The sequence below is a fragment of the Streptomyces sp. NPDC050703 genome (genome assembly GCF_040654435.1).
In the GTDB taxonomy this organism is placed as follows: domain Bacteria; phylum Actinomycetota; class Actinomycetes; order Streptomycetales; family Streptomycetaceae; genus Streptomyces.
Window position 1 is genome coordinate 135,303 of sequence record NZ_JBFAHX010000012.1, and the last position, 23,495, is coordinate 158,797.

Here is a 23,495-nt window from a genome sequence, read left to right on the forward strand (position 1 = left end):
ACCTCTGCTGTGGGTCCGCCGTCGGCCGACGCGGTGCGCCGGCCGGCGACTGCGAGTCATATGCGGCCGATAGTGATCATCTCTCTCGTACGACGACGAAGTCGGCGAGTGCGACGAGCTGCTCCCGCACCCGGTCCGGCATCGACACGGTGTCCAGGGCCTCGATGGCGATGGTGTGCTGGCGCCGGGCCTCCTCGGCGGTCCACCGGCGTCCGCCCGCCTCTTCGATGAGGGCGGCGCGCGCGGCGAACTCCTCCTCGGAGAAACTGTCGAAGTCACTGCTCTTGGCGTCGGCGGCCAGCAGCTCGCCGAGCCGCTCGGACGCGGGCCCGCCCGCGGCGAGCGCGGCCACCACCGGCAGCGACTTCTTGCGCTGGCGCAGGTCGCTCCAGGTCTGCTTGCCGGTGGACTCCGGGTCGCCCCAGATGCCGAGCAGGTCGTCCACGGCCTGGAAGGCGAGGCCGAGGTGGTAGCCGTACGTCTCCAGGACATCGGCGGTGCGGTCGTCGGCGCCGCCGAGCACGGCACCGATGGAGACGGCGCAGGCGAGCAGGGCGCCCGTCTTGTTGCCCTCCATCTCCAGGCACTCCTCGACGGTGACCCGCTCGCGGTGCTCGTAGGAGATGTCCTGCGCCTGGCCGTCGATCAGCGCGCGGCTGGCGGAGGTGAGGCGGCGCGTGGCGCGGCCCGCCTCGACGGTGCCGATCTCCAGCAGGATCTCGTTGGCGAGCGCGAAGAGGGCGTCGCCGACGAGGATGGCCTGCGCGGGGCCGTGCACCTTCCAGACGGTGTCGCGGTGGCGGCGCTGCTCGTCGCCGTCCATCAGGTCGTCGTGCAGGAGCGAGAAGTTGTGCACGAGTTCCACGGCGACGGCGCCGGGCACGCCGACCTCGGGGGCCGCGCCGGCGGCCTCGGCGGAGAGCAGGGCGAGCGCGGGGCGCACCGCCTTGCCGCCGTCGCCGTCGGACGGGTTGCCCGCGGCGTCGATCCAGCCGAAGTGGTAGGCGGCCACCGTGTCCATGGGGGGCGCGAGACGGTCCACAGCGGCCCGCAGCACCGGGGTGGCCAGGGTCCTTCCGCGTTCGAGCAGTGAGGTCACGTCCACCGTGTCGGCAGCCGTTTCGGCCGAGGGCACAGTCGGCACAGTTTCTCCTCTGGTTCCGGTGCTTGTTCCCTGGGGAGCTGTCCCCAGGAGGTCGAGCTTCACGCCGCCGCCTCCTCGAACGCGAAGAGGTGGTCACGGGGGCGGTCGAGTGCGGAGAGGGCGGCCTCGGCCGCGCTGATGCCGCTGCGCACGGCGCTCTCCATGGTCGCGGGCCAGCCGGTGGCGGTCCACGCGCCCGCGAGGTACAGACCGCGGGCCCTGGTGCGCGCCCCCGGCCTGAGCCGGCCGACGCCGGGGGTGGGCGCGAAGGTGGCGGTGCGCTCGCGGGTCACGAAGAAGTCCCGCACCTCGGCGCCGTGCGCGGCGGGCAGCAGCCGTTCCAGTTCGGGCAGGTAGCGCGTCCGCAGCGCGGCGACGGGTGCGTCGATCTCGTCCTGGGCCGCGGACTGCGAGAGCGCGAGGTACTGCCCCTCGGTGAGCCCGGACGCCTCCGTGCGGTCGAACACCCACTGCACCGGCGTGCCGAGGGCGGCGAAGAACGGCCGCTTCAGGACCTTCCTGTCGTACACGACGTGCATGTTGAGGATCGGCGCGTCGTCGATGTCGAGCAGCCGGTCGGGGTGGTCGAGCGCCCCGTCCGGGAGGAGGTCGTGGGCCTCGCGCTGCGGCACGGCGAGGACGACGGTGTCGGCGTCGATGGTCTCGCCGGGCACCTCCACCCGCCAACCGCCGCCCGGTGTACGGGAGATGGCGCTGACGCGCGCCTTGACCTCGGTGCGGACCCCGGCGGCGTCGAGCGCCCGGCGGGCCAGTGTGTCGTGCAGCTCGCCGAGCGGCACCCGGGACCAGCCGATGTCGGCGGCTCCGGGGTCGGAGAGCAGCCCGGTCTTGAACACCATGGCGGCGAGCCCGAGCGAGGCGTCGCCCGCGACCGCGTTGAGCGTGGCCACGCCCACGAGGTCCCAGAGCGCCTCGACGGCACGCGGCGACTGGCCGTGCCGGGCCAGCCAGGTGCCGAAGTCCTGCGTGTCGAGCAGCGGGTCCGCCGGGTCGAGGCCCTTGAGGGCGAGCGCGGCGCGCCCCACCTTGGCGCGCTCGGCGAGCGAGAGGTGCGGGTAGGTGGCGAGGCTCGCCGCCAGGTGCAGCGGGACGGGCAGTTCGGCGCGGCGCAGCCGTCCGAGCCGGTTGCGGTCGGCGTCGAGCACGGGTACGTCGAGACGATCCTGCAGGGGCGCGAGGTGCGCGCCGCCGACGCGGTCGAGGAACCAGCGGTAGGCGGTGCAGCAGCGCAGGTAGACGTGCTGGCCGTTGTCGACGGTCAGGTCGCCGCGCCGGAAGGAGAAGGCGAGCCCGCCGAGGCGCGGGCGTCCTTCGAGGAGCGTCACGCGCAGTCCGGCGTCGGCGAGGGAGAGCGCGGCGGTGACGCCCGCGAGTCCGCCGCCGATCACTACGGCCGCCCCGTCGGGGCGGCCTCCGGTGTCCGCGGGCGGCCCGTCGGGCCGCATGTCGTGGCTGTTCACGCACCCTCTCCTTCGGCCGTCGCAGTCTGGGACGCCGTCGTGCGGCGGAGGGTTGCCCGCCGCTTCGCGGGGGCCGCGACGGCCGCCGCGCCCGCGCTCGTGGGGCGCCTCACGCGCGCCTCCTGAGGTTCTGGCGCGACACGTGGCGCGTGTCGAGGCCGGACAGGCCCCGCACGGCGACGTACGCCTTCTCGCGGCCCGGCAGCGAGACGCGGCCGCGCAGGACGGCCTCGGGCTCGCGTTCGATGCGGTCGAGCAGGCGGCGGTAGATGCCGGCCATGGCCGCGACGCAGGCGCCGCTGCGCCGGTCGAGCAGGGGCAGCAGGCGGTAGCCCTCGGCGAACAGGGCGCGCGCCCTGCGGACCTCGAAGTGGACGAGTCCGGCGAAGTCGGAGCCGGCGGGCGGCTCGGAGCCCGTGAACCCGGCGGAGCAGCCGAACTTGGCGAGGTCCTCCGCGGGCAGGTAGGTGCGCCCGTCCCCGGCGTCCTCGCGCACGTCGCGCAGGATGTTGGTGAGCTGGAGCGCGAGGCCGAGCGTGTCGGCGTACTCCGGCGCGCGCTCGGCGTGCGGGGCCCCCGGCTCCGTGCCGAAGACGCCGAGCGAGAGCCGCCCGATGGCACCGGCGACGCAGCGGCAGTAGACCTTCAGGTCCTCCCAGGTCTCGTATGTCTCGCCGCGTACGTCCATCAGGACGCCGTCGATCAGTTCGTCGAGGCCGCCCATCGGGATGGGGAAGTGCGCGGCGGCGTGGGCGAGGGCGACCGCCACCGGGTCGGTGTCGTCCTCGTCGACCGCGCCCTCGCGGATGCGGACGAGGAGCGCGCGGGTCTCGTCGAGCCGGTCGGCCTTGACGTCGGGCGCGAGATCGCCGTCGCCGATGTCGTCGACGCGCCGCGAGAGGGCGTAGAGCGCGGACATCGCGCGCCGCTTCGGCGTCGGCAGGAGCCTGATGCCGTAGGCGAAGTTGCGTGCCTGCTGGCCGGTGACGGTCTCGCAGTAGCTGTACGCGGCGAGCACCGGTGCGGACACGTGCGGGTCTGTTTCCACGGTCCGGCTCACCCCTCTCCTCGCAGAACCGCCCCGGCCTCGCGCAGCAGGCGGGGCTTGGTGGGCTTGGGTGGTCCGGGCAGTACGTCGTACCCCGAGGCGACGATCGCCCGGACCGCCGCCCTCCCTCCGGCGACGAACCCGGTCAGCAGCAGCTTCAGCCTGCCGTGGACGCTACCCACGAGGGGGGTGCCTTCATTCAGGAGGCGGCGGGCGCGTTCCGTTTCGAATGCGACCAGTGCGCGCACCGACGCGCCTGCGGTGGGCGCGGCCAGATCCGGCTCGCTGACGTGGAAGCGCTTCATGTCCTCGATGGGCAGGTAGATGCGGTCGCGCCGGAGGTCCTCGGCGACGTCCTGGATGTGCTCGACGATCTGCAGGGCGGTGCAGACCGCGTCCGAGCGGCGGACGCGCTCGGGGGTCTCCGTGCCGGTGATGGCGAGGACGAGGCGGCCGATGGGGTTGGCGGAGAGGGCGCAGTACGCGACCAGGTCGTCGTAGGTCTCGTAGCGTCCGACGTGCTGGTCCTGGCGGTTGGCGGCGATCAGGCCGAGGAAGGGGTCGAGCGTCAGGGTCCCGCGCCCCGCGGGGGCGGCGAGCGAGCGTACGAGCGGGTGCCCCGCCTCGCCGCCGCCGAAGACCTCGCGCAGGTCGGCCTCGACGGCGTCGAGCATGCGCAGCGGGTCGCGGGCGCCCGCGGGGTCCACGCCGAGGCGTGCGGCGTGCCCGGCCGCCGGGTCCAGGTCGCCGTCGCCGATGTCGTCGATGAGCCGCACGACGCCGTAGACCGCCATGAGGTCGTCGCGCCAGGCCCGCGGCAGGAAGAAGGGGGCCACCGGGAAGTTCTCGTCCGCGGCCTTGTCGAGGACGGCGGAAGCATCGCGGAGCCGGAGATCATCCGTAGCCATTGCCGTCACATCTCCCGTTCTACACTGCCGACCCAATACATCCTATTTCGGACACGCCGCCCTGCCTCACCGGAGACGGACCGTGCTCAGAGGGCGGGACGCCGCGCCATATCGCCCCACTTGCCGCGAATCAGCACCGGTACAGCTTACGTTGTACAACCCAACCCGCATCGTCGGGGTATTCCGCACATCACAACAACACACCGATCGGCGCCAACCTTCCGCGGTGCGCCGTGAGTTGAGGGTCCGCCGGGGCTCCCGGCACGCGTGAGCACGACAGGCCCCGCCGGAGTGCGCCCGGCGGGGCCTGTCGTCGAACGGGTGAAGCCGGATGGCGCAAATGGGCTACTTGCCCCTCGGCCGCCTACTTGCCCGTGAACTTCTCGTACTCCTTGATGACCTCGTCGGTCGGGCCGTCCATCCGCAGTTCGCCGCGCTCCAGCCAGAGCACCCGGTCGCAGGTGTCGCGGATCGACTTGTTGTTGTGGCTGACCAGGAAGACCGTGCCGGCCTCCTTGCGCAGCTCGCGGATGCGGGCCTCGGAGCGCTTCTGGAACTTGCGGTCGCCCGTGGCGAGCGCCTCGTCGATCATCAGGACGTCGTGGTCCTTGGCCGCCGCGATGGAGAAGCGCAGGCGGGCCGCCATGCCGGAGGAGTACGTACGCATCGGCAGGGTGATGAAGTCGCCCTTCTCGTTGATGCCGGAGAAGTCGACGATGTCCTGGTAGCGCTGCTTGATCTGCTCGCGGGACATGCCCATCGCGAGGCCGCCGAGGATGACGTTCCGCTCACCGGTCAGGTCGTTCATCAGGGCCGCGTTCACCCCGAGCAGCGAGGGCTGCCCGTCGGTGTAGACCTTGCCCTTCTCCGCGGGGAGCAGCCCCGCGATGGCACGGAGCAGCGTGGACTTGCCCGAGCCGTTGGAGCCGATGAGGCCGATGGCCTCGCCGCGGTAGGCGGTGAAGCTGACGCCGCGCACGGCGTGCACCTTGCGGACGCCGCGCTCCTCGCCGCGCCTGAGCATGCGGCTCAGGGCGGAGGTGGCGCTGCCCTTGCCCGTCCGCGCGCCGTTGACGCGGTAGACGATGTGCAGCTCGTCGGCGATGACGGTGGGGATGTGCCCCTTGTCGGTGATCTTCGCGTCCGTCTTGTCGTCAGCCACGGCCGTAACGCTCCTCAGCCTTCCAGAAGTACACGAAGCCGACCACGCCGATCACGACGGCCCAGCCGATGGCGAAGGCCCACACGTGCGGCGGCAGGTACGAGGAGTCGTACTTGTCGATCATGGCGAAGCGGATCAGGTCCATGTAGATGGAGGCCGGGTTCCACTGGAGCACGTCACCGACCCAGCCGGGTACGCCCTCCTTGGTCGCGAGCATCGCGGGGATGGAGAACATGACGCCGGAGGCGTACATCCAGGTCCGCATCACGAACGGCATGAGCTGCGCCAGGTCGGGCGTCTTGCTGCCCATCCGGGCGAAGATCAGCGCGAGGCCCATGTTGAAGGCGAACTGCAGGATCAGCGCGGGCAGGACGAGGAACCAGGAGAGGGCGGGGAAGATCCCGAACGCGCACATGATCACGACGAGCACGATCATCGAGAACAGCAGCTGCTGGAGCTGCTGGAGCGCGAAGGAGATCGGCAGCGAGGCCCGCGGGAAGTGCAGGGCCCTGACGAGGCCGAGGTTGCCGGAGATCGCCCGCACGCCCGCCATGACCGAGCTCTGCGTGAACGTGAAGACGAAGACGCCCGTCACGAGGAACGGCACGTAGATCTCGTGCGGAATGCCCTCCCTGGCACCGAGCAGCAGGCCGAAGATGAAGAAGTAGACCGCCGCGTTCAGCAGCGGGGTCGCCACCTGCCAGAGCTGGCCGAGCTTGGCCTGGCTGTACTGGGCGGTCAACTTCGCCTGGGAGAAGGCGATGATGAAGTGGCGCCGCCCCCAGAGCTGGCGGACGTACTCGAAAAGTCCGGGCCGTGCGCCGCTGACGGTCAGACCGTACTTGGCGGCGAGTTCGGCGCGGGAGAGCCCGTCATCGGGCGACGGGGGCGCGCTCACCGCGACTCCGCCGTCATGCGTTGTCTCACTCACGAGTGGAAACTTTCGTCTTCAGATGCGCAGCCGGTCGGGCATAGGCGTGGGCCAGGGACCGGGGTATGGCCCGAATGCTCTCAGACCCGAGCTTGTCAGATGACGGGAGGTCGGCCCAGTCGGGTCAGCCGCCACACCGTACGCCACTTCATGGGCCTGCGCGGGCCGCAGGGCGTGGTCCAGCCCTCCTTGAAACCGCCGAACCATGCCTTCAGGGCGGGGCCCGAGGGGCGGCGGGCGAGGGTCAGGAGCATCCAGACGCCGAGGTAGACGGGGACGAGGAGCGCCGGCAGGTTGCGGCGGGCCAGCCAGACGCGGTTGCGGGCCACCATGCGGTGGTAGACCGCGTGCCGCGAGGGGGCCGTCGTCGGGTGCAGGAGCACCATGTCGGAGCGGTAGTCGATCATCCAGCCCGCGTTCAGCGCGCGCCAGGCGAGGTCGGTCTCCTCGTGGGCGTAGAAGAACTCGCCCGGAAGCGGACCCACCTCTTCGATGACCTTGGTGCGCACGGCGTTGGCCCCGCCGAGGAACGTCGTCACGCGCGAGGAGCGCATCGGGTCCGAGGCCCGCAGCCGCGGCACGTGGCGCCGCTGCGTCTCGCCCGTGTCGGGGTCGGCGATGCGGAAGCTGACGATGCCGAGCCTCGGGTCGGCGGCGAACGCCTCGCGGCAGAGCCGCGCGGTGTCGCTGTTGGCCAGGAGCCCGTCGTCGTCGAGGAAGAGCAGGATGTCGACGTCGGTGCCGCCGGGGCCGAACGCCTCGATGCCGACGTTGCGGCCGCCGGGGATGCCGAGGTTCTCGGGCAGCTCGACCGTGCGTACGACCGACGGGAACGCTGCGACGTCGGGCACGGGGGCGCCGTTGCCGACCACGACCACCTCGACCGGGTCGCCGTCCTGCTTGGCGACGGAGTCGAGGAGGGCGCGCAGCTCCTGCGGCCGGTTGCCCATCGTGATGATGACGGCACCGACCTTCAGCCTCTGTGCCGGGGTGTCTGCCGGGGTCTTCACTTCAACCTGCTCGATACGAGGATGGACACGAGGTGGAGCAGGGTCTGCAGCAGCGCGATGCCCGCGAGGACCGCCACGCCCAGACGCGAGAAGAACAGGTCGCCCCTGGCCTGGTCCACGATCGCGATGAGCAGGATCAGCAGGGACGCCTCGACCCCGAGGATGAGCCGGTGGAACTTCAGCGCGGCGGCGGCCCTGCGGGCCAGCGCCATGCCGGAGGAGCGCGGCTCGGCCGCGGACTCCTTGACCGGCTCCTTGCCCGTCTGGTGGCGGGCCACGCCGACGAGGTCGGTCTCCGCCTTGATCAGGATCGCGCCGAGGGCGGCCAGGGTGCCGAGGAAGGCCCACAGCCAGTCGATGCGCCCGGAGCCCCAGATGTCGGCGGCGCGCAGGCCGAAGCCGACCAGGACCGCGGCGTCGCACAGGTAGGCGGCGACCCGGTCCAGGTAGACCCCGGACATCGAGTACTGCTTCTTCCAGCGGGCGATCTCGCCGTCCACGCAGTCGAGCAGCAGGTAGAGCTGGACCGCGACCACGCCGAGCACCGCGCCCGTGATGCCCGGCACGAGCAGGGCCGGGGCGGCGAGGGCGCCGGCGACGGTCATCACGTAGGTCAGCTGGTTGGGCGTGACCCGCGTGTTCACCAGGTGCCGGTCGATGCGCAGGGAGACCTCGCGCATGTAGAGCCGGCCGGCCCAGTGTTCGCCGCTCCGCCGGTCCTTCACGCCCGGGGGGTGGACGACCGGGCGTAGCTCAGCTACCGATGGCTTTTGCATAGTCGGCGTATGCGTCCCTGATCTGGTCGGTGGACAGGTCGAGGTGTTCGAGGATCGTGTAGCGGCCCGGACGGGTCTGCGGAGCGAACTCCACGACCTTCACGAACTCGTCCACGGTGAAGCCGATCTCCTCCGGCAGCACGGGCAGGCCGTGCCTGCGCAGCACCGAGGCCATGTACGCCGACTCCTCGCGGGCACCGCGCAGGTGCATCGCGAAGGCCGCGCCCAGACCGCACTGCTCGCCGTGGCTGGCGGCGCGCTTGGGGAAGAGCAGGTCGAAGGCGTGGTTGATCTCGTGGCAGGCGCCGGACGCCGGGCGGGAGTCGCCCGAGACGGACATGGCGATGCCGGTGAGGACGAGACCCTCGGCGAGGACCTGGAGGAAGCCGTCGTCGCCGACGCCCCCGGGGTGGCGCAGCACGGCCTCGCCCGCCTGGCGGGCCATGGCGGCGGCGAGGCCGTCGATGTCCTCGCCGCGCTCGCGGGCCGCGAGCTCCCAGTCGGCGATGGCGGAGATGTTGGACAGCGCGTCGCCGATGCCGGAGCGGACGAAGCGGACGGGCGCCTCACGGATCACATCGAGGTCGATGACGACCGCGATGGGGTTGGGCACGCCGTACGAGCCGCGGCCCGCGTCGTTGTCGAGCGTCGCGACCGGGGAGCAGAGGCCGTCGTGCGACAGGTTGGTCGCGACGGCGACCAGCGGCAGCCCCACGCGCGCCGCGGCGAACTTGGCGCAGTCGATGATCTTGCCGCCGCCGAGGCCGACGACGGCGTCGTAGCGGCCCTTCTTCATGGCGTCGGCGAGCTTGATGGCGTCGTCCAGCGTGCCGCCGCCCACCTCGAACCACTCGGCGCCGGGCAGCGACGGCATGAGGCGGTCCCGCAGGACCGCGCCGGAGCCGCCGCTGATGGCGATGGCGAGTTTGCCGGTCGACGAGCAGATCCGCTGGTCGGCGAGGACACCGGCCAGGTCGTTGAGCGCCCCCGGCCGGATGTCGACGACGACCGGCGAGGGGATGAGCCTCGTCAGTACTGGCACGCGATCTCCCGGCCCTTGGCGAGGTCGTCGTGGTTGTCGATCTCGACCCACTTGACGTCGCCGATCGGGGCCACGTCCACCTTGAAGCCGCGGTTGACGAGCTCCTGGTAGCCGTCCTCGTAGTAGAGGTCGGGGTCGCGCTCGAAGGTGGTCTTGAGGGCGTCGGCCAGCTCGTCGGCGGCGGAGCCCTCGATGAGGGTGACGCCGATGTACTCGCCGGTGGCCTCGGAGGGGTCCATCAGCTTGGTGATGCGCTGCACGCCCTTGGCGTCGTCGACGATGACCTTCATCTCCTCGTCGGCGAGCTGCTTCACCGTGTCGAGGGCGAGGATGATCTTCTGGCCGTTGCCACGCGCGGCGAGCAGCGTCTTCTCGACGGAGACCGGGTGCACGGTGTCGCCGTTGGCGAGGATCACGTCGTGCTTGATGGCGTCACGGCCGCACCACAGGGAGTAGGCGTTGTTCCACTCCTCGGCCTTGTCGTTGTCGATCAGCGTCAGCTTGAGGCCGTACTTCGCCTCAAGAGCCGCCTTGCGCTCGTAGACGGCTTCCTTCTTGTAGCCGACGATGATCGCGACCTCGGTGAGACCGATCTCGGCGAAGTTGCCGAGCGTCAGGTCGAGGATGGTGGTCTCCCCGTCGACGGGCACCAGAGCCTTGGGCAGCGTGTCCGTGTAGGGACGAAGACGCCGTCCGGCGCCTGCGGCAAGGACGAGGCCGATCATGCGGGTTCTCCTTCATCGTGTACGGCGGGTGCGCCGCGCTTGTGAGCGGTCACCCAGAAGCGGATGCTCTCGACGAGCACCACCAGTGCCACGGCCACGGCGAGTGCCGTGAGCGCGACGGTGAAATCTGTGGCGGGCAGCAGGGCCGCGGCCAGCGCGACCACGAGGGTCCTGCCTTCCTGGCCGCCGATCGCCCGCACCAGCCCGCGCGGGGGTGCGCCGGTGCCGCCCTTGAGGCGGTACACCGTGTCGTAGTGATGGTAGGCGACCGCGGACACCAGCCCGAAAGCCGCCGGCAGCGCCCCGTTCACGTCGGCTTTGGCCGCGAGGATCAGGATCGTGCCGTACTCGGCGGCCCGGAAGAACGGCGGCACCAGCCAGTCGAGGGGGCCCTTGAGGGGCCGCGCGAGCGCCAGGCCGCTGAGCGCGACGTGGATCACGGCACCGACGACGACCCAGGAGCTGCCGTACGAGGTGAACGCGGCCACGGCGGTGACGACCGCGCCGCCGGCGAAGGCGATGACGGGGGCGGGCAGCGGCCAGTGTTTCCGCAGGGCGGCGAAGGCCCGGGCGAGCGAGCCGCCGTCGGCGAGGTCGGCGAGCGCCCGCCCGGCCCGGTCGGTGCGGGCGGCCTTGCGGGTCACCGAGCGCAGGACGCGGCCCGCGGTGGTGTAGCAGGCGGCGAGGGCGCAGCCGACGAGCAGGACGACGAGTGTGAAGCGCGGGGTGGTGACCGCGGTGAGCACGGCGATCATCGCCCAGCGCTCGCCGATGGGCAGCACGATCATCCGGCGCAGCCAGACCGTCCAGCCGACGCTGTCGAGCCGGTCGGAGAGGGCCGCGGTGGGGCTGGTGTTGCCACCGGCGGCAGCGCTGTCGGCGTTCGCCTCGTTGAAGGAGAAGTCGACGACGTGCCGGCAGGTCTGGAGCACCATCGCGCCGAGCGCGAGCGCCCAGACGTCGTCGCCGCCGCGCGCCGCGCCCAGCGCGAGCCCCGCGTAGTAGGCGTACTCCTTGGCGCGGTCGAACGTCGCGTCGAGCCAGGCGCCGAGCGTGGAGTACTGGAGGGAGTAGCGGGCGAGCTGGCCGTCCGTGCAGTCCAGGACGAAGGAGAGGAGCAGCAGCACACCGGCCGCGACGAAGCCGCCGCGCGTGCCGGTCGCCGCGCAGCCCGCCGCGATCAGGGCGGTGATCAGCGAGGCGGTGGTGACCTGGTTCGGGGTCAGGCCCCGGCGCGCGCACCAGCGGGCGAGGTAGCGCGAGTACGGGGAGACGCAGTACGTGGTGAAGAAGCCGTCCCTGGCCTTGACCGCGCTCCGCAGGCGTACGGCCTCGTCGTCGACGGCGGCGACGGCCTGCCGCGCCTCGTTGCGGGTCTGCGGGTCGGTGGGCACGGTGGCGACGAGGGTGCCGAGGTCGGGGCGGTGCACGTCGGCGGCGCCGGACTCCATGGCCGCGGCGACGGAGTCGGGGAGCGCTTCGAGGGTCGCCACGCCGCCGTGGGCCGCGGCGCTCGCCCGCAGGGCGCGGGTCAGCTCCTGGCGGGCCTCGGGCTTGGCCGTCACGGCGCCGGGCACCGCCGACGCGGTGAAGCGGGGGTCGGTGAGGGCGAGGCGCAGGGCGTGCACGTGGCCGACGAAGCGCGTGTCGACGACGGCGACCCGCTGTCCGGCCGGCACGGCGGCGAGCAGCGTCTCGGCGTCCGCCGCGTCGGAGGCGACCCGCACGTCGAAGCCGAGGGACCGCAAGTCACCTTCGAGCGGCGACCCGGGGACCGGCTGACCGGTGAGGATGGCGGTCGACAGACGAACTCACTCCTTGATTCCCGGCACGGCTCGCGCCGGGCACGTGCGGAAGGGGGCGCCCCTGGCCACACGGCCGGGCGGCACGTCGGCAGAGGCTATCGGATGCCGGGAAGCGGGCGTTCACCACCCGTTCACGCCCCATAAGGGCGGCCTGCGAGGGCCCGGCCCTCGCGATCATCATGGTGGATGGGGGGCCGCGGCCACAAACCGCGCCCGCACCACGCCCGGCTTGCCCCAGAGCGTTCACCCGGGGCACCGGGTCATAGGGTGGTCGGCCATGACATGGCTGATCACAGGCGGAGCGGGATACATCGGGGCACATGTGGCGCGGGTCATGGCCGGTGCCGGGGAAGACGTCGTCGTCCTCGACGACGTCTCGTCCGGCGTTCCGGGGCGGCTGCCCGCGGACATCCCCCTGATCAAGGGCTCCTCGCTCGACGGCGCCCTGCTGCGCCGGATCTTCGCCGAGCACGGCGTCACCGGTGTGGTGCACCTCGCGGCCCGCAAGCAGGTCGGCGAGTCGGTGGAGCAGCCGCTGCGCTATTACCGGGAGAACCTGGGCGGCCTGACGACGCTCCTCGAAGCGGTGGCCGACGCGGGGGTGCGGCGGTTCGTCTTCTCCTCGTCGGCCGCGGTGTACGGCAACCCGCCGGACGTGGACCTCGTCGGCGAGGACACGCCGTGCGCGCCGGTCAGCCCCTACGGCGAGACGAAGCTCGCCGGTGAGTGGCTGGTGCGGGCGGCGGGCCCGGCGCACGGCGTCGCGACGGTGTGCCTGCGCTACTTCAACGTGGCGGGCGCCGCGGCCCCCGAGCTGGCGGACACCGGCGTCTACAACGTGGTCCCCATGGTCTTCGACCGCCTCACCCGCGACGAGTCGCCGCGGATCTTCGGCGACACCCACCCCACCCCGGACGGCACCTGCGTACGGGACTACATCCATGTGTCCGACCTCGCCGAGGCCCATCTGGCGGCGGCCCGCCGGCTCGCGGGGGGCGCCGAGGGCGACCTCACGGTGAACATCGGGCGCGGCGAGGGCGTTTCCGTACGCGAACTGATCGATGTCATCGGCGAGGTCACCGGCGACGACAGGCCCGCGCTCGTCGAGCCCGCGCGGGCGGGCGACGCGCCGCGTGCCGTCGCCGACGCGCGGCTCGCCGCCCGGGAGCTGGACTGGCGGGCCCGGCGCTCGGTGCGCGAGATGGTCGAGTCGGCGTGGGCGGGGTGGTGCCTGCATCACCCCGAGGCGCGCCGCGACCACCACGGAGCGCTCGGCGGCTGAGGTCGCACCGCCCTGACCTGCACAGCTCCCCTTGACGGCAACCGTTGCCATTTTCGCAGGTCAGGGCAGGTGACAACGGTGTTCAGTGCCGCGTTGCCAATACCCCCCGCCCGTAGTTCACTGAGGTCGCGCGACCACCGAACGGCAGACCGATGAGCGACGCGGGAGGCGGCTCCATGGGGGCTGGGCACGATCACGGACACATCCACGGGGCACCGGCGAAGGGAACCGCGGCCAACGCCTACAAGGGACGGCTGCGGGTGGCGCTCGCCATCACGGTCACCGTCATGCTCGCCCAGGTCGTGGGCGGCGTCCTGGCCGACTCCCTCGCGCTCGTCGCGGACGCGACGCACATGGCGACGGACGCGCTCGGGCTCGGCATGGCCCTGCTCGCGATCCACTTCGCGAACCGCCCGGCCACCGGCAACCGCACCTTCGGGTACGCCCGCGCCGAGATACTCGCCGCGCTCGCCAACTGCCTGCTGCTCCTGACCGTGGGCGGCTACGTGCTGTACGAGGCGGTCGAGCGGTTCATCACCCCCGCGCAGACGCAGGGCACCCTGACCGTCTGGTTCGGCGTCTTCGGCCTCGTCGCCAACATGGTCTCGCTGACGCTCCTGATGCGCGGCCAGAAGGAGAGCCTGAACGTGCGCGGCGCGTTCCTTGAGGTGGTGGCGGACACGCTGGGCTCCGTGACGGTCATCGTCTCGGCGGTCGTGATCATGCTCACCGGATGGCAGGCCGCGGACCCGATCGCCTCACTCGTCATCGGCTTCATGATCGTCCCGCGCACGGTGAAGCTCCTGAAGGAGACCCTGAACGTCCTCCTGGAGTCTGCGCCCAAGGGCGTCGACATGGCGGAGGTGCGGGCCCATATGCTCGCCCTGCCCGGCGTGGAGGAGGTCCACGACGTGCACGCCTGGACGATCACCTCGGGGATGCCCGTGCTCTCCGCGCACGTCGTCGTCGGCTCCGGCACGCTCGACTCGCTCGGCCACGAGAAGATGCTCCACGAGCTGCGGGAGTGCCTGGGCGACCACTTCGACGTGGAGCACTGCACCTTCCAGCTGGAGCCCAGCGGCTACGCGCGCCACGAGGCGGGGCTCTGCCACTGAGAAATCGCGGGCGCCCCGGCCGCGGCCGGTGTTACGGTGACCCGGCCCCGGCTCACGGGGCACCGGAACCCTGGAGGTGGGTCGATGTCTGTCGTGACGAGCGCCGTTCTTCGCGGCCACACGTGCGTCCTCACTCACCGGGCCCGCGCCTGACCTCTCGTACGCCTTCGTACGTCACGTCCGCGGGTCCCTCATCCAAGGGTTTCCCACGTTGACCGACCACTCTTCGATCACCGACGCCTTCTTCGCCCTGCACCACGGCCTTCCGCGGCAGGGTCCGGGCTCCGACGACACCACCCGGCGGCTGCTCTCCCTCGCCGGCGCGCTGCCCGAGCGGCCGCGCGTGCTCGATCTGGGCTGCGGGCCCGGACGGGCCGCGCTGCTGCTCGCGGCCGAGGCGGGCGCCGAGGTGACCGCCGTCGACCTGCACGAGCCGTTCCTCGACGAGCTGCGCGCCGCGGCGCTGCGGCGCGGGCTCGACGGCTCGATCACCGCCGTCAAGGCCGACATGTCCGAACTCCCCTACGACGACGGGGCCTTCGACCTCGTCTGGGCGGAGAGTTCGGCGTACTCCATCGGCTTCGACACCGCCCTGCGCGCCTGGCGCAGGCTGCTCGCGCCCGGCGGCGCGCTCGTCGTCACCGAGTGCGAGTGGACCGTCGCCGAACCGTCCGCCGCCGCGCGCGCCTTCTGGGAGCCGCACTACACGCTGCGTACGGGCGCGGACAACGTGCGGGCCGCCACCGCCGCCGGGTACGCCGTGCTCGGTGTGTACGCGCAGCCCGAGTCCGACTGGGAGGAGTACTACGGCCCGCTCGCCGCGCGCGCCGACGCGGCGGACCCCGGCAGGCCCGGGATGGCCGAGGCGCTCGCCGCGACCCGCGAGGAGATCGCGATGCGGCGCGAGCACGGGACGGAGTTCGGCTACACGGGCTACGTCATGCGGCCGGTCGGCGCCGGGCCTGCCGGGCCGGAGGCCGCCGGGACCCCGGCGGCGTAGGCCGCGCCGGACCCCGGGCGCTCCGCGTGCCGCCCGGGGTCCGGTTTCCGGCCCGCTTCGGGGGCGTGATCCGGCCAAGCTTCGCGGCTCCCGGCCGCGCCGTGACGGCGCTCGTCCGCGGCGGTTCCGGCGGTTCGGCGCCGCCGCGGCGGTGCGTGATCGGGCGTCCGGCCGCTTTCCGGGGCCCCCGCCCGTGCGGGCGCCCGGGCCGGCGGCGCCCGCCGCGTGTCCCGGCGTGCTTCCGCGCGCCGGGACATGCGGGCCCGCACGTGCCTGGAGCGTCCGGAACGTACGGCAGACTTGAGGCTCGAAGACCGAAGCGAAGGATGGGTATGCCGATCACACCTGCCACCGCGGCGAACAGCTCGTCGAACGGCACCGGAGAAGCGATCTTGCTGGAACTCGTCGACGAGGACGGCAGGACCATCGGCACCGCGGAGAAACTCGCCGCGCACCAGGCCCCCGGACAGCTCCACCGGGCGTTCTCCGTCTTCCTCTTCGACGAGCAGGGCCGCCTCCTGCTCCAGCAGCGCGCCCTCGGCAAGTACCACTCCCCCGGCGTCTGGTCGAACACCTGCTGCGGCCACCCCTATCCGGGCGAGGCGCCGTTCGCCGCCGCCGCCCGGCGCACGTACGAGGAGCTCGGCGTCTCGCCCTCGCTGCTCGCCGAGGCGGGCACCGTGCGCTACAACCACCCGGACCCGGACTCCGGCCTCGTCGAGCAGGAGTTCAACCACCTCTTCGTGGGGATGGTCCAGGCGCCGCTGCGCCCGGACGCCTCCGAGGTCGGCGAGACCGCGTTCGTGACCGCCGAGGAGCTGAAGGAGCGGCACGAGGAAGGCCCGTTCTCCGCGTGGTTCATGACCGTGCTCGACGCGGCGCGGCCCGCGATCAGGGAGCTGACCGGGCCCTCCGCCGGCTGGTAGCACGCGGGACCGGCCGGTGCGCGCTCAGAAGGGGCCCGCGGAGCCGAGGCCCGAGTGGCCGGGGCTCCAGGGCCCCGTGCCGGGCGGGTCGCTCTCCGACGGGCCCGAGCCGTTGACGGGCTTGAGGGGCAGGGCCGCCCAGATGACCTTGCCCCCGCTCGCGGTGTGCTCGACGTCGCAGGCACCGCCCACCTCCCGCGTGACCTCGCGCACCAGGAGCAGGCCGCGCCCGCCCGTCTGCCCGTGGTCGGCCACCAGGGCCGTCGGCCGGTAGGGGTGGTTGTCCTCGACGGAGACCCGCACCCACTCGGCGCCGACCGCGACCTCCACCGCGAGCATCGGTGAGAGCAGGGCGGCGTGGCGCACCACGTTGGTGACCAGCTCGGAGACGATGAGCAGCAGCCCCTGCATGGTGTCGTCGGAGACCGGTACGCCCTGCCGGTACAGCAGGTCGCGCACCGCGCGCCGCGCCTGGGGCACGGAGGCGTCGACGGCGGGTGCCGTGAAGCGCCACACCCCCTCGTACGGCACTCGCGGGCCGTCTCCGGGGAGTGGGCCGGGGCCCCTCCCGTCGTTCTCCATCGTCCGGTCGCCGCCCTCGCGCTCGATAGTCACCACACGTCGAGTGTTGGGAACGCTCGGGTCCTGACCGCCGTACTGACGAGAAGTCGGCGATTATCGACGTGATTTGATCGGCGTCGCAATGTGATGCCGCTTTCATGACTGTTCTCGTCATTTTGTTGCCGTCTTCACAGATTCTTCAGCTTGTACGAGGCCGACGAGGCGGCGCGGCAGGGACGGATAGCATCCGGCGCATGGAGCCGCAGCTGAGGCACGCCGTCACGGACGGCGTCGCCACCCTCGTCATCGACCATCAGGACAAGCGCAATGCCATGACCGCCGCCATGTGGCGCCAGGTGCCGCCGCTCCTCGCGGGGCTCGCCGCCGACCCGGCCGTGCGCACCCTGGTGCTCACCGGCGCGGGCGACACCTTCTGCGCGGGCGCGGACATCTCCTCGCTGCGGGAGGCGGCGGGGACCGCCCAGGACCTCGCGGTGCGGGCCGAGGAGGCGCTCGCGGCCTTCCCCAAGCCGACGCTCGCGGCGGTCCGCGGCTACTGCGTGGGCGGCGGCTGCCAGCTCGCCGCCGCCTGCGACCTGCGCTTCGCCGACGAGGACGCCTCCTTCGGCATCACGCCCGCGAAGCTCGGCCTCGTCTACCCGGCGTCGTCCACGCGGCGCCTGGTCTCCCTGGTGGGCCCCGCCACCGCCAAGTACCTGCTGTTCTCGGGCGAGTTGATCGGCGCCGAGCGGGCCTCCCGCACCGGCCTGGTCGACGAGGTGCTGCCCGCGGGCCTGCTGGGCAAGCGGGTCGCGGAGTTCACCCGCGTCCTCGCGGCGCGCTCCGGGCTCACGCAGGCGGCGGCGAAGGAGTTCGCCGACGGGCGCACCGACCGCGACGCGCACTGGCGGGAGCAGGCGCGCGCCGGCGGCGACACCGCGGAGGGTGTCGCCGCCTTCCTCGAACGCAGGCAGCCGCGCTTCACCTGGAGCGCCCCCGCCGGCTGAGCCGCGCACGAGCCCGGGGGCGGCTACTGCCCGAAGCGGCTCCCCTCCCGGAACCGTGCCACCAGGTGCGCGGGCGCCTTCTCCGGGGACCCCGCGTCGTAGGGCGGCTGCGGGTCGTACTCGGTCATGAGCTGGACGGCCTGCGCGTGCTCGTCGCCCGCGATCCGGCCCGCCAGGGCGAGGCCCATGTCGATGCCCGACGAGACACCGGCCGCGGTGACGTACTTGCCGTCGAAGACGACTCGCTCCCCCGTCGACTCGACGCCGAGCCCGTCCAGCTCGGTCAGGGCGAGCCAGTGCGAGGTCGCGCGGCGGCCCTTGAGCAGGCCGGCGGCGGCGAGCGCGAGCGACCCCGTGCACACCGAGGTCGTCCAGGTCGAGGTGGCGTCGACGGCGCGGAGCCAGCCGAGGAGCGGTTCGTTCTCCATCTGGTCGCTCTGGCCGGGGCCGCCGGGCACCACCACGATGTCGGGGCGCGGCACCTCCGCGAACGACTTGCCGGCGATCAGCGTGAGGCTCCCGCTGTCGTCGTGGACCGGCCCCGCCTCCTCGGCCACGAAGACGGTCTCGGCGCCGGGCAGCGGGGAGAGCGTCTGGTACGGGCCGATCGCGTCGAGGGCGGTGAAGCGCTCGTACAGGGCAATGGCTATCTGCATGGTGTCCTCATCGGTTGGCGTGGGCGGTGGATGTGCGGTTCGGGGCGGCGGGGTCCGCCGCGGGTGGCACGGGGTGGAAGCGGCGGCGGTACTCCGCGGGGGCCGTGCCGAGCGCCTTGAGGAAGGCGCGGCGCATGGCCTCCGGAGTGCCGTAGCCGCAGGCGCGCGAGACCTCCTCGACCCCGTCGGACGTGTCCTCCAGGAGCCGGCGCGCGTGCTCGACGCGGACGCGGTCGACGTACTTGCCCGGCGTCAGCCCGGTCTCGGCCTGGAAGGCGCGGGCGAAGTGGCGGGGCGAGAGGTTCGCGCGTGCCGCCAGCGCGTCCACCGAGAGGTCCGCTTCCGGGTGCTCGGTGATCCACTGCTGCACCTCGCGCAGCGGTTCGCGCCGCGCGGTCTGCGCGGAGAGCTGGACGCTGAACTGCGCCTGGTTGCCCGGCCGCCGCAGGAAGACCACGAGGTGCCGGGCGACGGTCAGGGCGACCTCGCGGCCCAGGTCCTCCTCCACGAGCGCCAGGGCGAGGTCGATGCCCGCGGTGACCCCCGCCGACGTCGCGACCCGGCCGTCGCGGACGTAGATCGGATCGGGGTCGACCTCGACGCCCGGATGGTCCCTGGCGAGCTTGTCGCAGTACGCCCAGTGCGTCGTCGCCCTGCGCCCCTCCAGCAGGCCCGCCTGGGCGAGCCTGATGGCGCCGGTGCAGACCGAGACCAGGCGCTCGGCGCGCGGGCCGTGCGCGCGCAGCCAGCCGATCAGCGCCGGGTCCTCGGGGCGCGTGCCCATGCCGCCGGGCACGAGCAGCGTGTGCGGCACGGGGGCGTCGGACAGCGGGTGGTCCGGGACGAGCGTGAGGCCGCTCGACGTGCGTACGGGGCCGCCGTCCAGGGAGGCGGTGCGCACGGCGTACGCGGGTTCGCCGCCGTCGTGGGCCATGCCGGCGCCCGTGAAGACCTCCACGGGGCCGGTGACGTCCAGGCTCTGGACACCGTCGAAGAGGACGACCAGAACGGTTCGCTGCTCCATGCCCTCGATTCTTCGGCGCCCGCCGCATGGCCGCAATGACGCATGACCCACCATTCCTGCCATGGCCCTCCCTGCCATGGCCCTCCCTGCCATGGCCCTTCCTGCCATGGTCTTCCTCGCGCTCTCCGGGAGCCGGTGCCGTTCCCGCCATGGCGTGTTTGCGCGGGGGTGGACCGGAGACGTCATACCGACCAGTAGGTAGCGTGCTCCCATGACCTCTTCGACGACCTCCACGGCCTCGACGACCTCCACGGCCGCGACGGCCGCGCCCTCGTCCGCCGCGCCGCACCCCCGCGCCGGACGCCGCTGCCACAACGCGCTCAACGCCCTGCACTCGTCGCACTACTTCTCGCCGGACGTGACGCGTGAGCTGGCCGGACTCGGCATCACCCACCCCAGCGCCGTCAACTTCGCGGTGCGCGCGGCGGCCCTGGGAGCCGTCGGGGCCGGAGCCGTGACCGCCGCCTTCTACAACTACAAGCACGACCTCGTGGCCGCGCACGTGCCGGACATCTGGCGCACCGCCTCCCCCGAGGACGTCCTCGCGGCCCGGCTGCGCGGCGTCGACGCGACGCTGCGGCGCCTCCTCGGCGACGACGCCGTCGCCTCACCGGAGATGGCCGAGGCCGCCGGGCTCGCGCTGCGCGCCACCGAGGCCTGCGCCCGCGGCGGCCGGCCCCTGTACTCCGCCCACGCCGACCTGCCCGTGCCGCGGGAGCCGCACCTGGCGTACTGGCACGCCGCGACGCTGCTGCGCGAGCACCGCGGCGACGGGCACGTGGGCGTCCTGCTCGGCGCCGGGCTCGACGGTCTGGAGGCGCTGGTCACCCATACCGCCACCGGCAAGGGCACCCGCCCGAAGTGGGTCTTCTCCACCCGCGGCTGGAACAAGGACGAGTGGGACGCCGCGGAGGAGCGCCTGCGCGCCCGCGGCGTGCTCGACGCCGAGGGCGAGCTGACCGGCGCCGGGATCGCACTGCGCGAGGAGATCGAGGCGGAGACCGACCGCCTGGACCGCGCGCCCTACGAGCACTTGGGCCCGGCGGGCGTCGAACGCCTCACGGAGCTGGGCACGGTGTTCGTCGGGGCCGCGCTGCGGGCCGGGGCGTTCCCCGCGGACCTCATCGGCAAGCGCTGAGACGCGTTCGGCATGGTACGGCCCGACCGAGGTACCCGTCCGTCCCCCGGCCGCACACCTGCGCGCCGGGAGACGAGAGGGGAACCTCATGTTCCGTGCCATCGCGGATGTCCTGCGCCAGATCGCCGGTGCCGTCGCCACCGTCGTCACCCTGCCGTTCCGGGCGCTGGCCCGGCTGTTCGGCGGAGCTTCGCGTTCCACCGGCAGGAGCGGGGGGCGCGCCGGGCGGGCCCGCCGGGTCTGACCGCCCGTTGCCGTGACCACCTGCCACAATTGCCGGGCAACCCAGCGAGAAGGCGGTACCGGAACGTGGCAGCTTTGAAGACGCCCACTGCGTCCTCCATCGAAGGCAGGATCGCCGAGGAGCTCGGCGTACGGGAGCGGCAGGTGAAGGCCGCCGTCGACCTGCTCGACGGCGGTTCGACGGTGCCCTTCATCGCGCGCTACCGCAAGGAAGCGACCGAGATGCTCGACGACGCGCAGCTGCGCACGCTTGAGGAGCGGCTGCGCTACCTGCGCGAGTTGGAGGAGCGGCGCGCCGCGATCCTCGACTCGGTCCGCGAGCAGGGCAAGCTCACCGACGACCTCGAGGCGCGCATCCGCGAGGCGGACACCAAGGCGCGCCTGGAGGACATCTACCTCCCGTTCAAGCCCAAGCGGCGCACCAAGGCGCAGATCGCCCGCGAGGCCGGTCTCGAACCGCTGGCCGACGGCCTGCTCGCCGACCCCTCGGTCGAGCCGCGCGCCGCGGCCGCCGCGTTCGTCGACGCGGACAAGGGCGTCGCGGACCCGCAGGCCGCCCTCGACGGGGCGCGCGCGATCCTCGCCGAGCGGTTCTCCGAGGACGCCGATCTGATCGGCGAGCTGCGCGAGCGCATGTGGGTGCGCGGCAGGCTCGCCGCGAAGGTCAGGGAGGGCAAGGAGGAGGCGGGCGCCAAGTTCGCCGACTACTTCGACTTCGCCGAGCCCTTCACCGAGCTGCCCTCGCACCGCGTGCTCGCCATGCTGCGCGGCGAGAAGGAGGACGTCCTCGACCTCGTCCTGGAGCCCGAGGAGCCCACGGAGGGTCCTTCCTCGTACGAGGGGATCGTGGCGCACCGCTTCGGCGTCGCCGACCGCGGGCGCCCCGGCGACAAGTGGCTGCGGGACACGGTGCGCTGGGCCTGGCGCACCCGCATCCTGGTCCACCTCGGCATCGACCTGCGGCTGCGGCTGCGCACGGCCGCCGAGGACGAGGCCGTGCGGGTCTTCGCGTCCAACCTGCGCGACCTGCTGCTCGCGGCACCGGCGGGCACGCGCGCGACGCTGGGCCTCGACCCCGGTTTCCGTACGGGTGTGAAGGTCGCGGTCGTCGACGCCACGGGCAAGGTCGTGGCGACCGACACGATCCACCCGCACGTGCCCGCCAACAAGTGGGACCAGTCGCTGGCCACGCTCGCCGCGCTGGCAGAGGCGCACGAGGTCGACCTGCTCGCGATCGGCAACGGCACCGCGTCCCGCGAGACCGACAGGCTCGCCGCCGACCTCATCGCGCGCCACCCCGAGCTGAACCTCACCAAGGTGATGGTCTCCGAGGCGGGCGCCTCCGTGTACTCCGCCTCGGCCTTCGCCTCGCAGGAGCTGCCCGGCCTGGACGTGTCGATCCGCGGCGCGGTCTCCATCGCGCGGCGGCTTCAGGACCCGCTCGCCGAGCTGGTGAAGATCGACCCGAAGTCGATCGGCGTCGGCCAGTACCAGCACGACCTCTCCGAGGTGAAGCTCTCGCGCTCGCTCGACGCGGTCGTCGAGGACTGTGTGAACGGCGTGGGCGTGGACGTGAACACCGCGTCCGCCCCGCTGCTCGCCCGGGTCTCCGGCATCGGCGCGGGCCTCGCGGAGAACATCGTCGCGCACCGTGACGCCAACGGCCCCTTCACGAGCCGCAAGGGCCTCAAGGACGTCGCCAGGCTCGGTCCCAAGGCGTACGAGCAGTGCGCCGGCTTCCTGCGCATCCGCGGCGGCGACGACCCGCTGGACGCCTCCAGCGTGCACCCCGAGGCGTATCCGGTGGTGCGCAAGATGGTGAAGGCGACGGGCGGCGAGGTCGCCTCGCTGATCGGCGACACGGCGGCGCTGCGCTCGCTCCGCCCCGACGACTTCGTGGACGAGGTCTTCGGTCTGCCGACCGTCACGGACATCCTGAAGGAGCTGGAGAAGCCCGGCCGCGACCCGCGTCCCGCCTTCAAGACGGCCACGTTCAAGGAAGGCGTCGAGAAGATCTCCGACCTGGCCTCCGGCATGGTGCTGGAAGGCGTCGTGACCAACGTGGCGGCGTTCGGGGCGTTCGTGGACGTGGGCGTGCACCAGGACGGTCTGGTGCACGTGTCCGCCATGTCGAAGACGTTCGTGAAGGACCCGCGGGACGTCGTGAAGCCCGGCGACATCGTCAAGGTGAAGGTCATGGACGTCGACATCCCGCGCAAGCGGATCTCGCTGACGCTCCGCCTCGACGACGAGGCGAGCCCGTCGGGCGAGGAGCGGCCCCGGCGCGGCGGCGGCCGTCCGCCGCAGCAGCGGCAGGGCCAGGGCCAGGCGCCCGGGCAGGGGCAGCGCGGTGGGCAGGGCAAGCGCGGCGGCGGCCAGGGAGGCGACCGGCGCGGCGGGCAGCGGCAGGGTCCGCCGCCCGCCAACGACGCGATGGCCGAGGCGCTGCGCCGGGCCGGCCTGGTGGACCCGAAGCGACGCTGACGTCCTGACGCCGCGTCGTCCTCGCGG

Annotated in this window: 21 protein-coding genes and 1 pseudogene; 8 read left to right on the forward strand and 14 right to left on the reverse strand. The window is 72.7% G+C overall.

The features are described 5' to 3' along the window. Positions 1–76: 76 nt before the first annotated feature. The 11 genes from AB0I16_RS14390 to AB0I16_RS14440 all read right to left on the reverse strand — a co-directional run bounded on the left by AB0I16_RS14390 (position 77) and on the right by AB0I16_RS14440 (position 12,032). Positions 77–1,207, reverse strand: a complete 1,131-nt coding sequence (locus AB0I16_RS14390) for a polyprenyl synthetase family protein (protein ID WP_363249677.1) — start codon at positions 1,205–1,207, stop codon at positions 77–79. Next, positions 1,204–2,610: a hydroxysqualene dehydroxylase HpnE gene (gene hpnE, locus AB0I16_RS14395; RefSeq protein ID WP_363249714.1), complete on the reverse strand. Its 1,407-nt coding sequence runs from the start codon at positions 2,608–2,610 to the stop codon at positions 1,204–1,206. The genes AB0I16_RS14390 and hpnE overlap by 4 nt, the downstream gene beginning before the upstream one ends. A gap of 124 nt (positions 2,611–2,734) precedes the next feature. Beyond that, on the reverse strand, positions 2,735–3,685 hold the full coding sequence (gene hpnD, locus AB0I16_RS14400; protein ID WP_363249678.1) for a presqualene diphosphate synthase HpnD: 951 nt from the start codon (positions 3,683–3,685) through the stop codon (positions 2,735–2,737). Beyond that, positions 3,682–4,581: a squalene synthase HpnC gene (gene hpnC / locus AB0I16_RS14405; RefSeq protein ID WP_363249679.1), complete on the reverse strand. Its 900-nt coding sequence runs from the start codon at positions 4,579–4,581 to the stop codon at positions 3,682–3,684. The genes hpnD and hpnC overlap by 4 nt, the downstream gene beginning before the upstream one ends. 364 nt (positions 4,582–4,945) lie before the next feature. Then, complete coding sequence (locus AB0I16_RS14410) at positions 4,946–5,743, reverse strand: ABC transporter ATP-binding protein (protein ID WP_363249680.1); 798 nt, start codon at positions 5,741–5,743, stop codon at positions 4,946–4,948. After that, positions 5,736–6,674 (reverse strand): ABC transporter permease, encoded by a 939-nt coding sequence (locus AB0I16_RS14415; protein ID WP_363249681.1) that lies wholly within the window; start codon positions 6,672–6,674, stop codon positions 5,736–5,738. Before AB0I16_RS14415 ends, AB0I16_RS14410 begins: the two co-directional genes overlap by 8 nt. A 95-nt stretch (positions 6,675–6,769) precedes the next feature. Beyond that, the gene (locus AB0I16_RS14420; RefSeq protein WP_363249715.1) at positions 6,770–7,651 is read right to left on the reverse strand and encodes a glycosyltransferase; all 882 of its coding nucleotides are present in this window, start codon (positions 7,649–7,651) and stop codon (positions 6,770–6,772) included. Positions 7,652–7,680: 29 nt separating this feature from the next. Next, entirely contained in the window at positions 7,681–8,460 is a 780-nt protein-coding gene (locus AB0I16_RS14425; protein ID WP_076683139.1) for a CDP-alcohol phosphatidyltransferase family protein, read from the reverse strand. Then, positions 8,438–9,502 carry an iron-containing alcohol dehydrogenase family protein gene (locus AB0I16_RS14430; RefSeq protein ID WP_363249682.1) on the reverse strand — a complete coding sequence of 355 codons (1,065 nt, stop codon included), beginning with the start codon at positions 9,500–9,502 and terminating at the stop codon, positions 8,438–8,440. Before AB0I16_RS14430 ends, AB0I16_RS14425 begins: the two co-directional genes overlap by 23 nt. Next, the gene (locus AB0I16_RS14435) at positions 9,490–10,227 is read right to left on the reverse strand and encodes a phosphocholine cytidylyltransferase family protein (RefSeq protein ID WP_363249683.1); all 738 of its coding nucleotides are present in this window, start codon (positions 10,225–10,227) and stop codon (positions 9,490–9,492) included. The genes AB0I16_RS14430 and AB0I16_RS14435 overlap by 13 nt, the downstream gene beginning before the upstream one ends. Beyond that, positions 10,224–12,032, reverse strand: coding sequence for a DUF5941 domain-containing protein (locus AB0I16_RS14440; RefSeq protein ID WP_363249716.1), 1,809 nt, complete (start codon positions 12,030–12,032; stop codon positions 10,224–10,226). Before AB0I16_RS14440 ends, AB0I16_RS14435 begins: the two co-directional genes overlap by 4 nt. Positions 12,033–12,309: 277 nt before the next feature. Between AB0I16_RS14440 and galE the strand changes: the two genes are divergently transcribed. The 4 genes and pseudogenes from galE to idi all read left to right on the forward strand — a co-directional run bounded on the left by galE (position 12,310) and on the right by idi (position 16,355). Then, a complete protein-coding gene (galE, locus tag AB0I16_RS14445) occupies positions 12,310–13,314 on the forward strand; it encodes a UDP-glucose 4-epimerase GalE (RefSeq protein ID WP_363249684.1) in 1,005 nt (334 codons plus the stop codon). A 176-nt stretch (positions 13,315–13,490) separates the two neighbouring features. Next, the gene (locus AB0I16_RS14450) at positions 13,491–14,429 is read left to right on the forward strand and encodes a cation diffusion facilitator family transporter (RefSeq protein ID WP_363249685.1); all 939 of its coding nucleotides are present in this window, start codon (positions 13,491–13,493) and stop codon (positions 14,427–14,429) included. A 211-nt stretch (positions 14,430–14,640) separates the two neighbouring features. Further along, a pseudogene (locus AB0I16_RS14455) lies at positions 14,641–15,378 on the forward strand (methyltransferase domain-containing protein); the annotation flags it as partial. Positions 15,379–15,761: 383 nt separating this feature from the next. Next, positions 15,762–16,355: an isopentenyl-diphosphate Delta-isomerase gene (idi, locus tag AB0I16_RS14460; protein WP_363249686.1), complete on the forward strand. Its 594-nt coding sequence runs from the start codon at positions 15,762–15,764 to the stop codon at positions 16,353–16,355. Positions 16,356–16,379: 24 nt separating this feature from the next. Here the strand turns inward: idi and AB0I16_RS14465 are convergent, their stop codons facing one another. Further along, positions 16,380–16,973, reverse strand: a complete 594-nt coding sequence (locus AB0I16_RS14465) for an ATP-binding protein (protein ID WP_363249687.1) — start codon at positions 16,971–16,973, stop codon at positions 16,380–16,382. A 197-nt stretch (positions 16,974–17,170) separates the two neighbouring features. On the opposite strand from AB0I16_RS14465, the gene AB0I16_RS14470 reads away from it, so the two are divergent. Next, on the forward strand, positions 17,171–17,923 hold the full coding sequence (locus AB0I16_RS14470) for an enoyl-CoA hydratase-related protein (protein ID WP_363249688.1): 753 nt from the start codon (positions 17,171–17,173) through the stop codon (positions 17,921–17,923). Between the two features lie 23 nt (positions 17,924–17,946). Here the strand turns inward: AB0I16_RS14470 and AB0I16_RS14475 are convergent, their stop codons facing one another. Together AB0I16_RS14475 and AB0I16_RS14480 are read right to left on the reverse strand one after the other, a co-directional pair. Next, complete coding sequence (locus AB0I16_RS14475; protein WP_363249689.1) at positions 17,947–18,579, reverse strand: DJ-1/PfpI family protein; 633 nt, start codon at positions 18,577–18,579, stop codon at positions 17,947–17,949. Between the two features lie 7 nt (positions 18,580–18,586). Beyond that, the gene (locus tag AB0I16_RS14480) at positions 18,587–19,603 is read right to left on the reverse strand and encodes a GlxA family transcriptional regulator (RefSeq protein ID WP_363249690.1); all 1,017 of its coding nucleotides are present in this window, start codon (positions 19,601–19,603) and stop codon (positions 18,587–18,589) included. A 211-nt stretch (positions 19,604–19,814) separates the two neighbouring features. Here AB0I16_RS14480 and AB0I16_RS14485 point away from each other — a divergent pair, with 211 nt between their 5' ends. From AB0I16_RS14485 to AB0I16_RS14495, 3 genes are all read left to right on the forward strand, one after another. Further along, a complete protein-coding gene (locus AB0I16_RS14485; protein ID WP_363249691.1) occupies positions 19,815–20,741 on the forward strand; it encodes a hypothetical protein in 927 nt (308 codons plus the stop codon). 88 nt (positions 20,742–20,829) lie between these two features. Further along, positions 20,830–20,985 (forward strand): LPFR motif small protein, encoded by a 156-nt coding sequence (locus tag AB0I16_RS14490; protein WP_363249692.1) that lies wholly within the window; start codon positions 20,830–20,832, stop codon positions 20,983–20,985. Positions 20,986–21,059: 74 nt separating this feature from the next. Next, positions 21,060–23,468: a Tex family protein gene (locus AB0I16_RS14495; RefSeq protein ID WP_363249693.1), complete on the forward strand. Its 2,409-nt coding sequence runs from the start codon at positions 21,060–21,062 to the stop codon at positions 23,466–23,468. The last annotated feature ends 27 nt before the right edge of the window (positions 23,469–23,495 follow it).

What these genes read in the sequence shown, in the direction of transcription:
- hpnE (WP_363249714.1), bottom strand. Translation starts at nt 2,610, where the DNA reads ATGCGGCCCGACGGGCCGCCCGCGGACACCGGAGGCCGCCCCGACGGG.
- hpnC (WP_363249679.1), bottom strand. Translation starts at nt 4,581, where the DNA reads ATGGCTACGGATGATCTCCGGCTCCGCGATGCTTCCGCCGTCCTCGAC.
- AB0I16_RS14425 (WP_076683139.1), bottom strand. Translation starts at nt 8,460, where the DNA reads ATGCAAAAGCCATCGGTAGCTGAGCTACGCCCGGTCGTCCACCCCCCG.
- AB0I16_RS14435 (WP_363249683.1), bottom strand. Translation starts at nt 10,227, where the DNA reads ATGATCGGCCTCGTCCTTGCCGCAGGCGCCGGACGGCGTCTTCGTCCC.
- galE (WP_363249684.1), top strand. Translation starts at nt 12,310, where the DNA reads ATGACATGGCTGATCACAGGCGGAGCGGGATACATCGGGGCACATGTG.
- AB0I16_RS14450 (WP_363249685.1), top strand. Translation starts at nt 13,491, where the DNA reads ATGGGGGCTGGGCACGATCACGGACACATCCACGGGGCACCGGCGAAG.
- idi (WP_363249686.1), top strand. Translation starts at nt 15,762, where the DNA reads ATGCCGATCACACCTGCCACCGCGGCGAACAGCTCGTCGAACGGCACC.
- AB0I16_RS14470 (WP_363249688.1), top strand. Translation starts at nt 17,171, where the DNA reads ATGGAGCCGCAGCTGAGGCACGCCGTCACGGACGGCGTCGCCACCCTC.
- AB0I16_RS14475 (WP_363249689.1), bottom strand. Translation starts at nt 18,579, where the DNA reads ATGCAGATAGCCATTGCCCTGTACGAGCGCTTCACCGCCCTCGACGCG.
- AB0I16_RS14480 (WP_363249690.1), bottom strand. Translation starts at nt 19,603, where the DNA reads ATGGAGCAGCGAACCGTTCTGGTCGTCCTCTTCGACGGTGTCCAGAGC.
- AB0I16_RS14485 (WP_363249691.1), top strand. Translation starts at nt 19,815, where the DNA reads ATGACCTCTTCGACGACCTCCACGGCCTCGACGACCTCCACGGCCGCG.
- AB0I16_RS14490 (WP_363249692.1), top strand. Translation starts at nt 20,830, where the DNA reads ATGTTCCGTGCCATCGCGGATGTCCTGCGCCAGATCGCCGGTGCCGTC.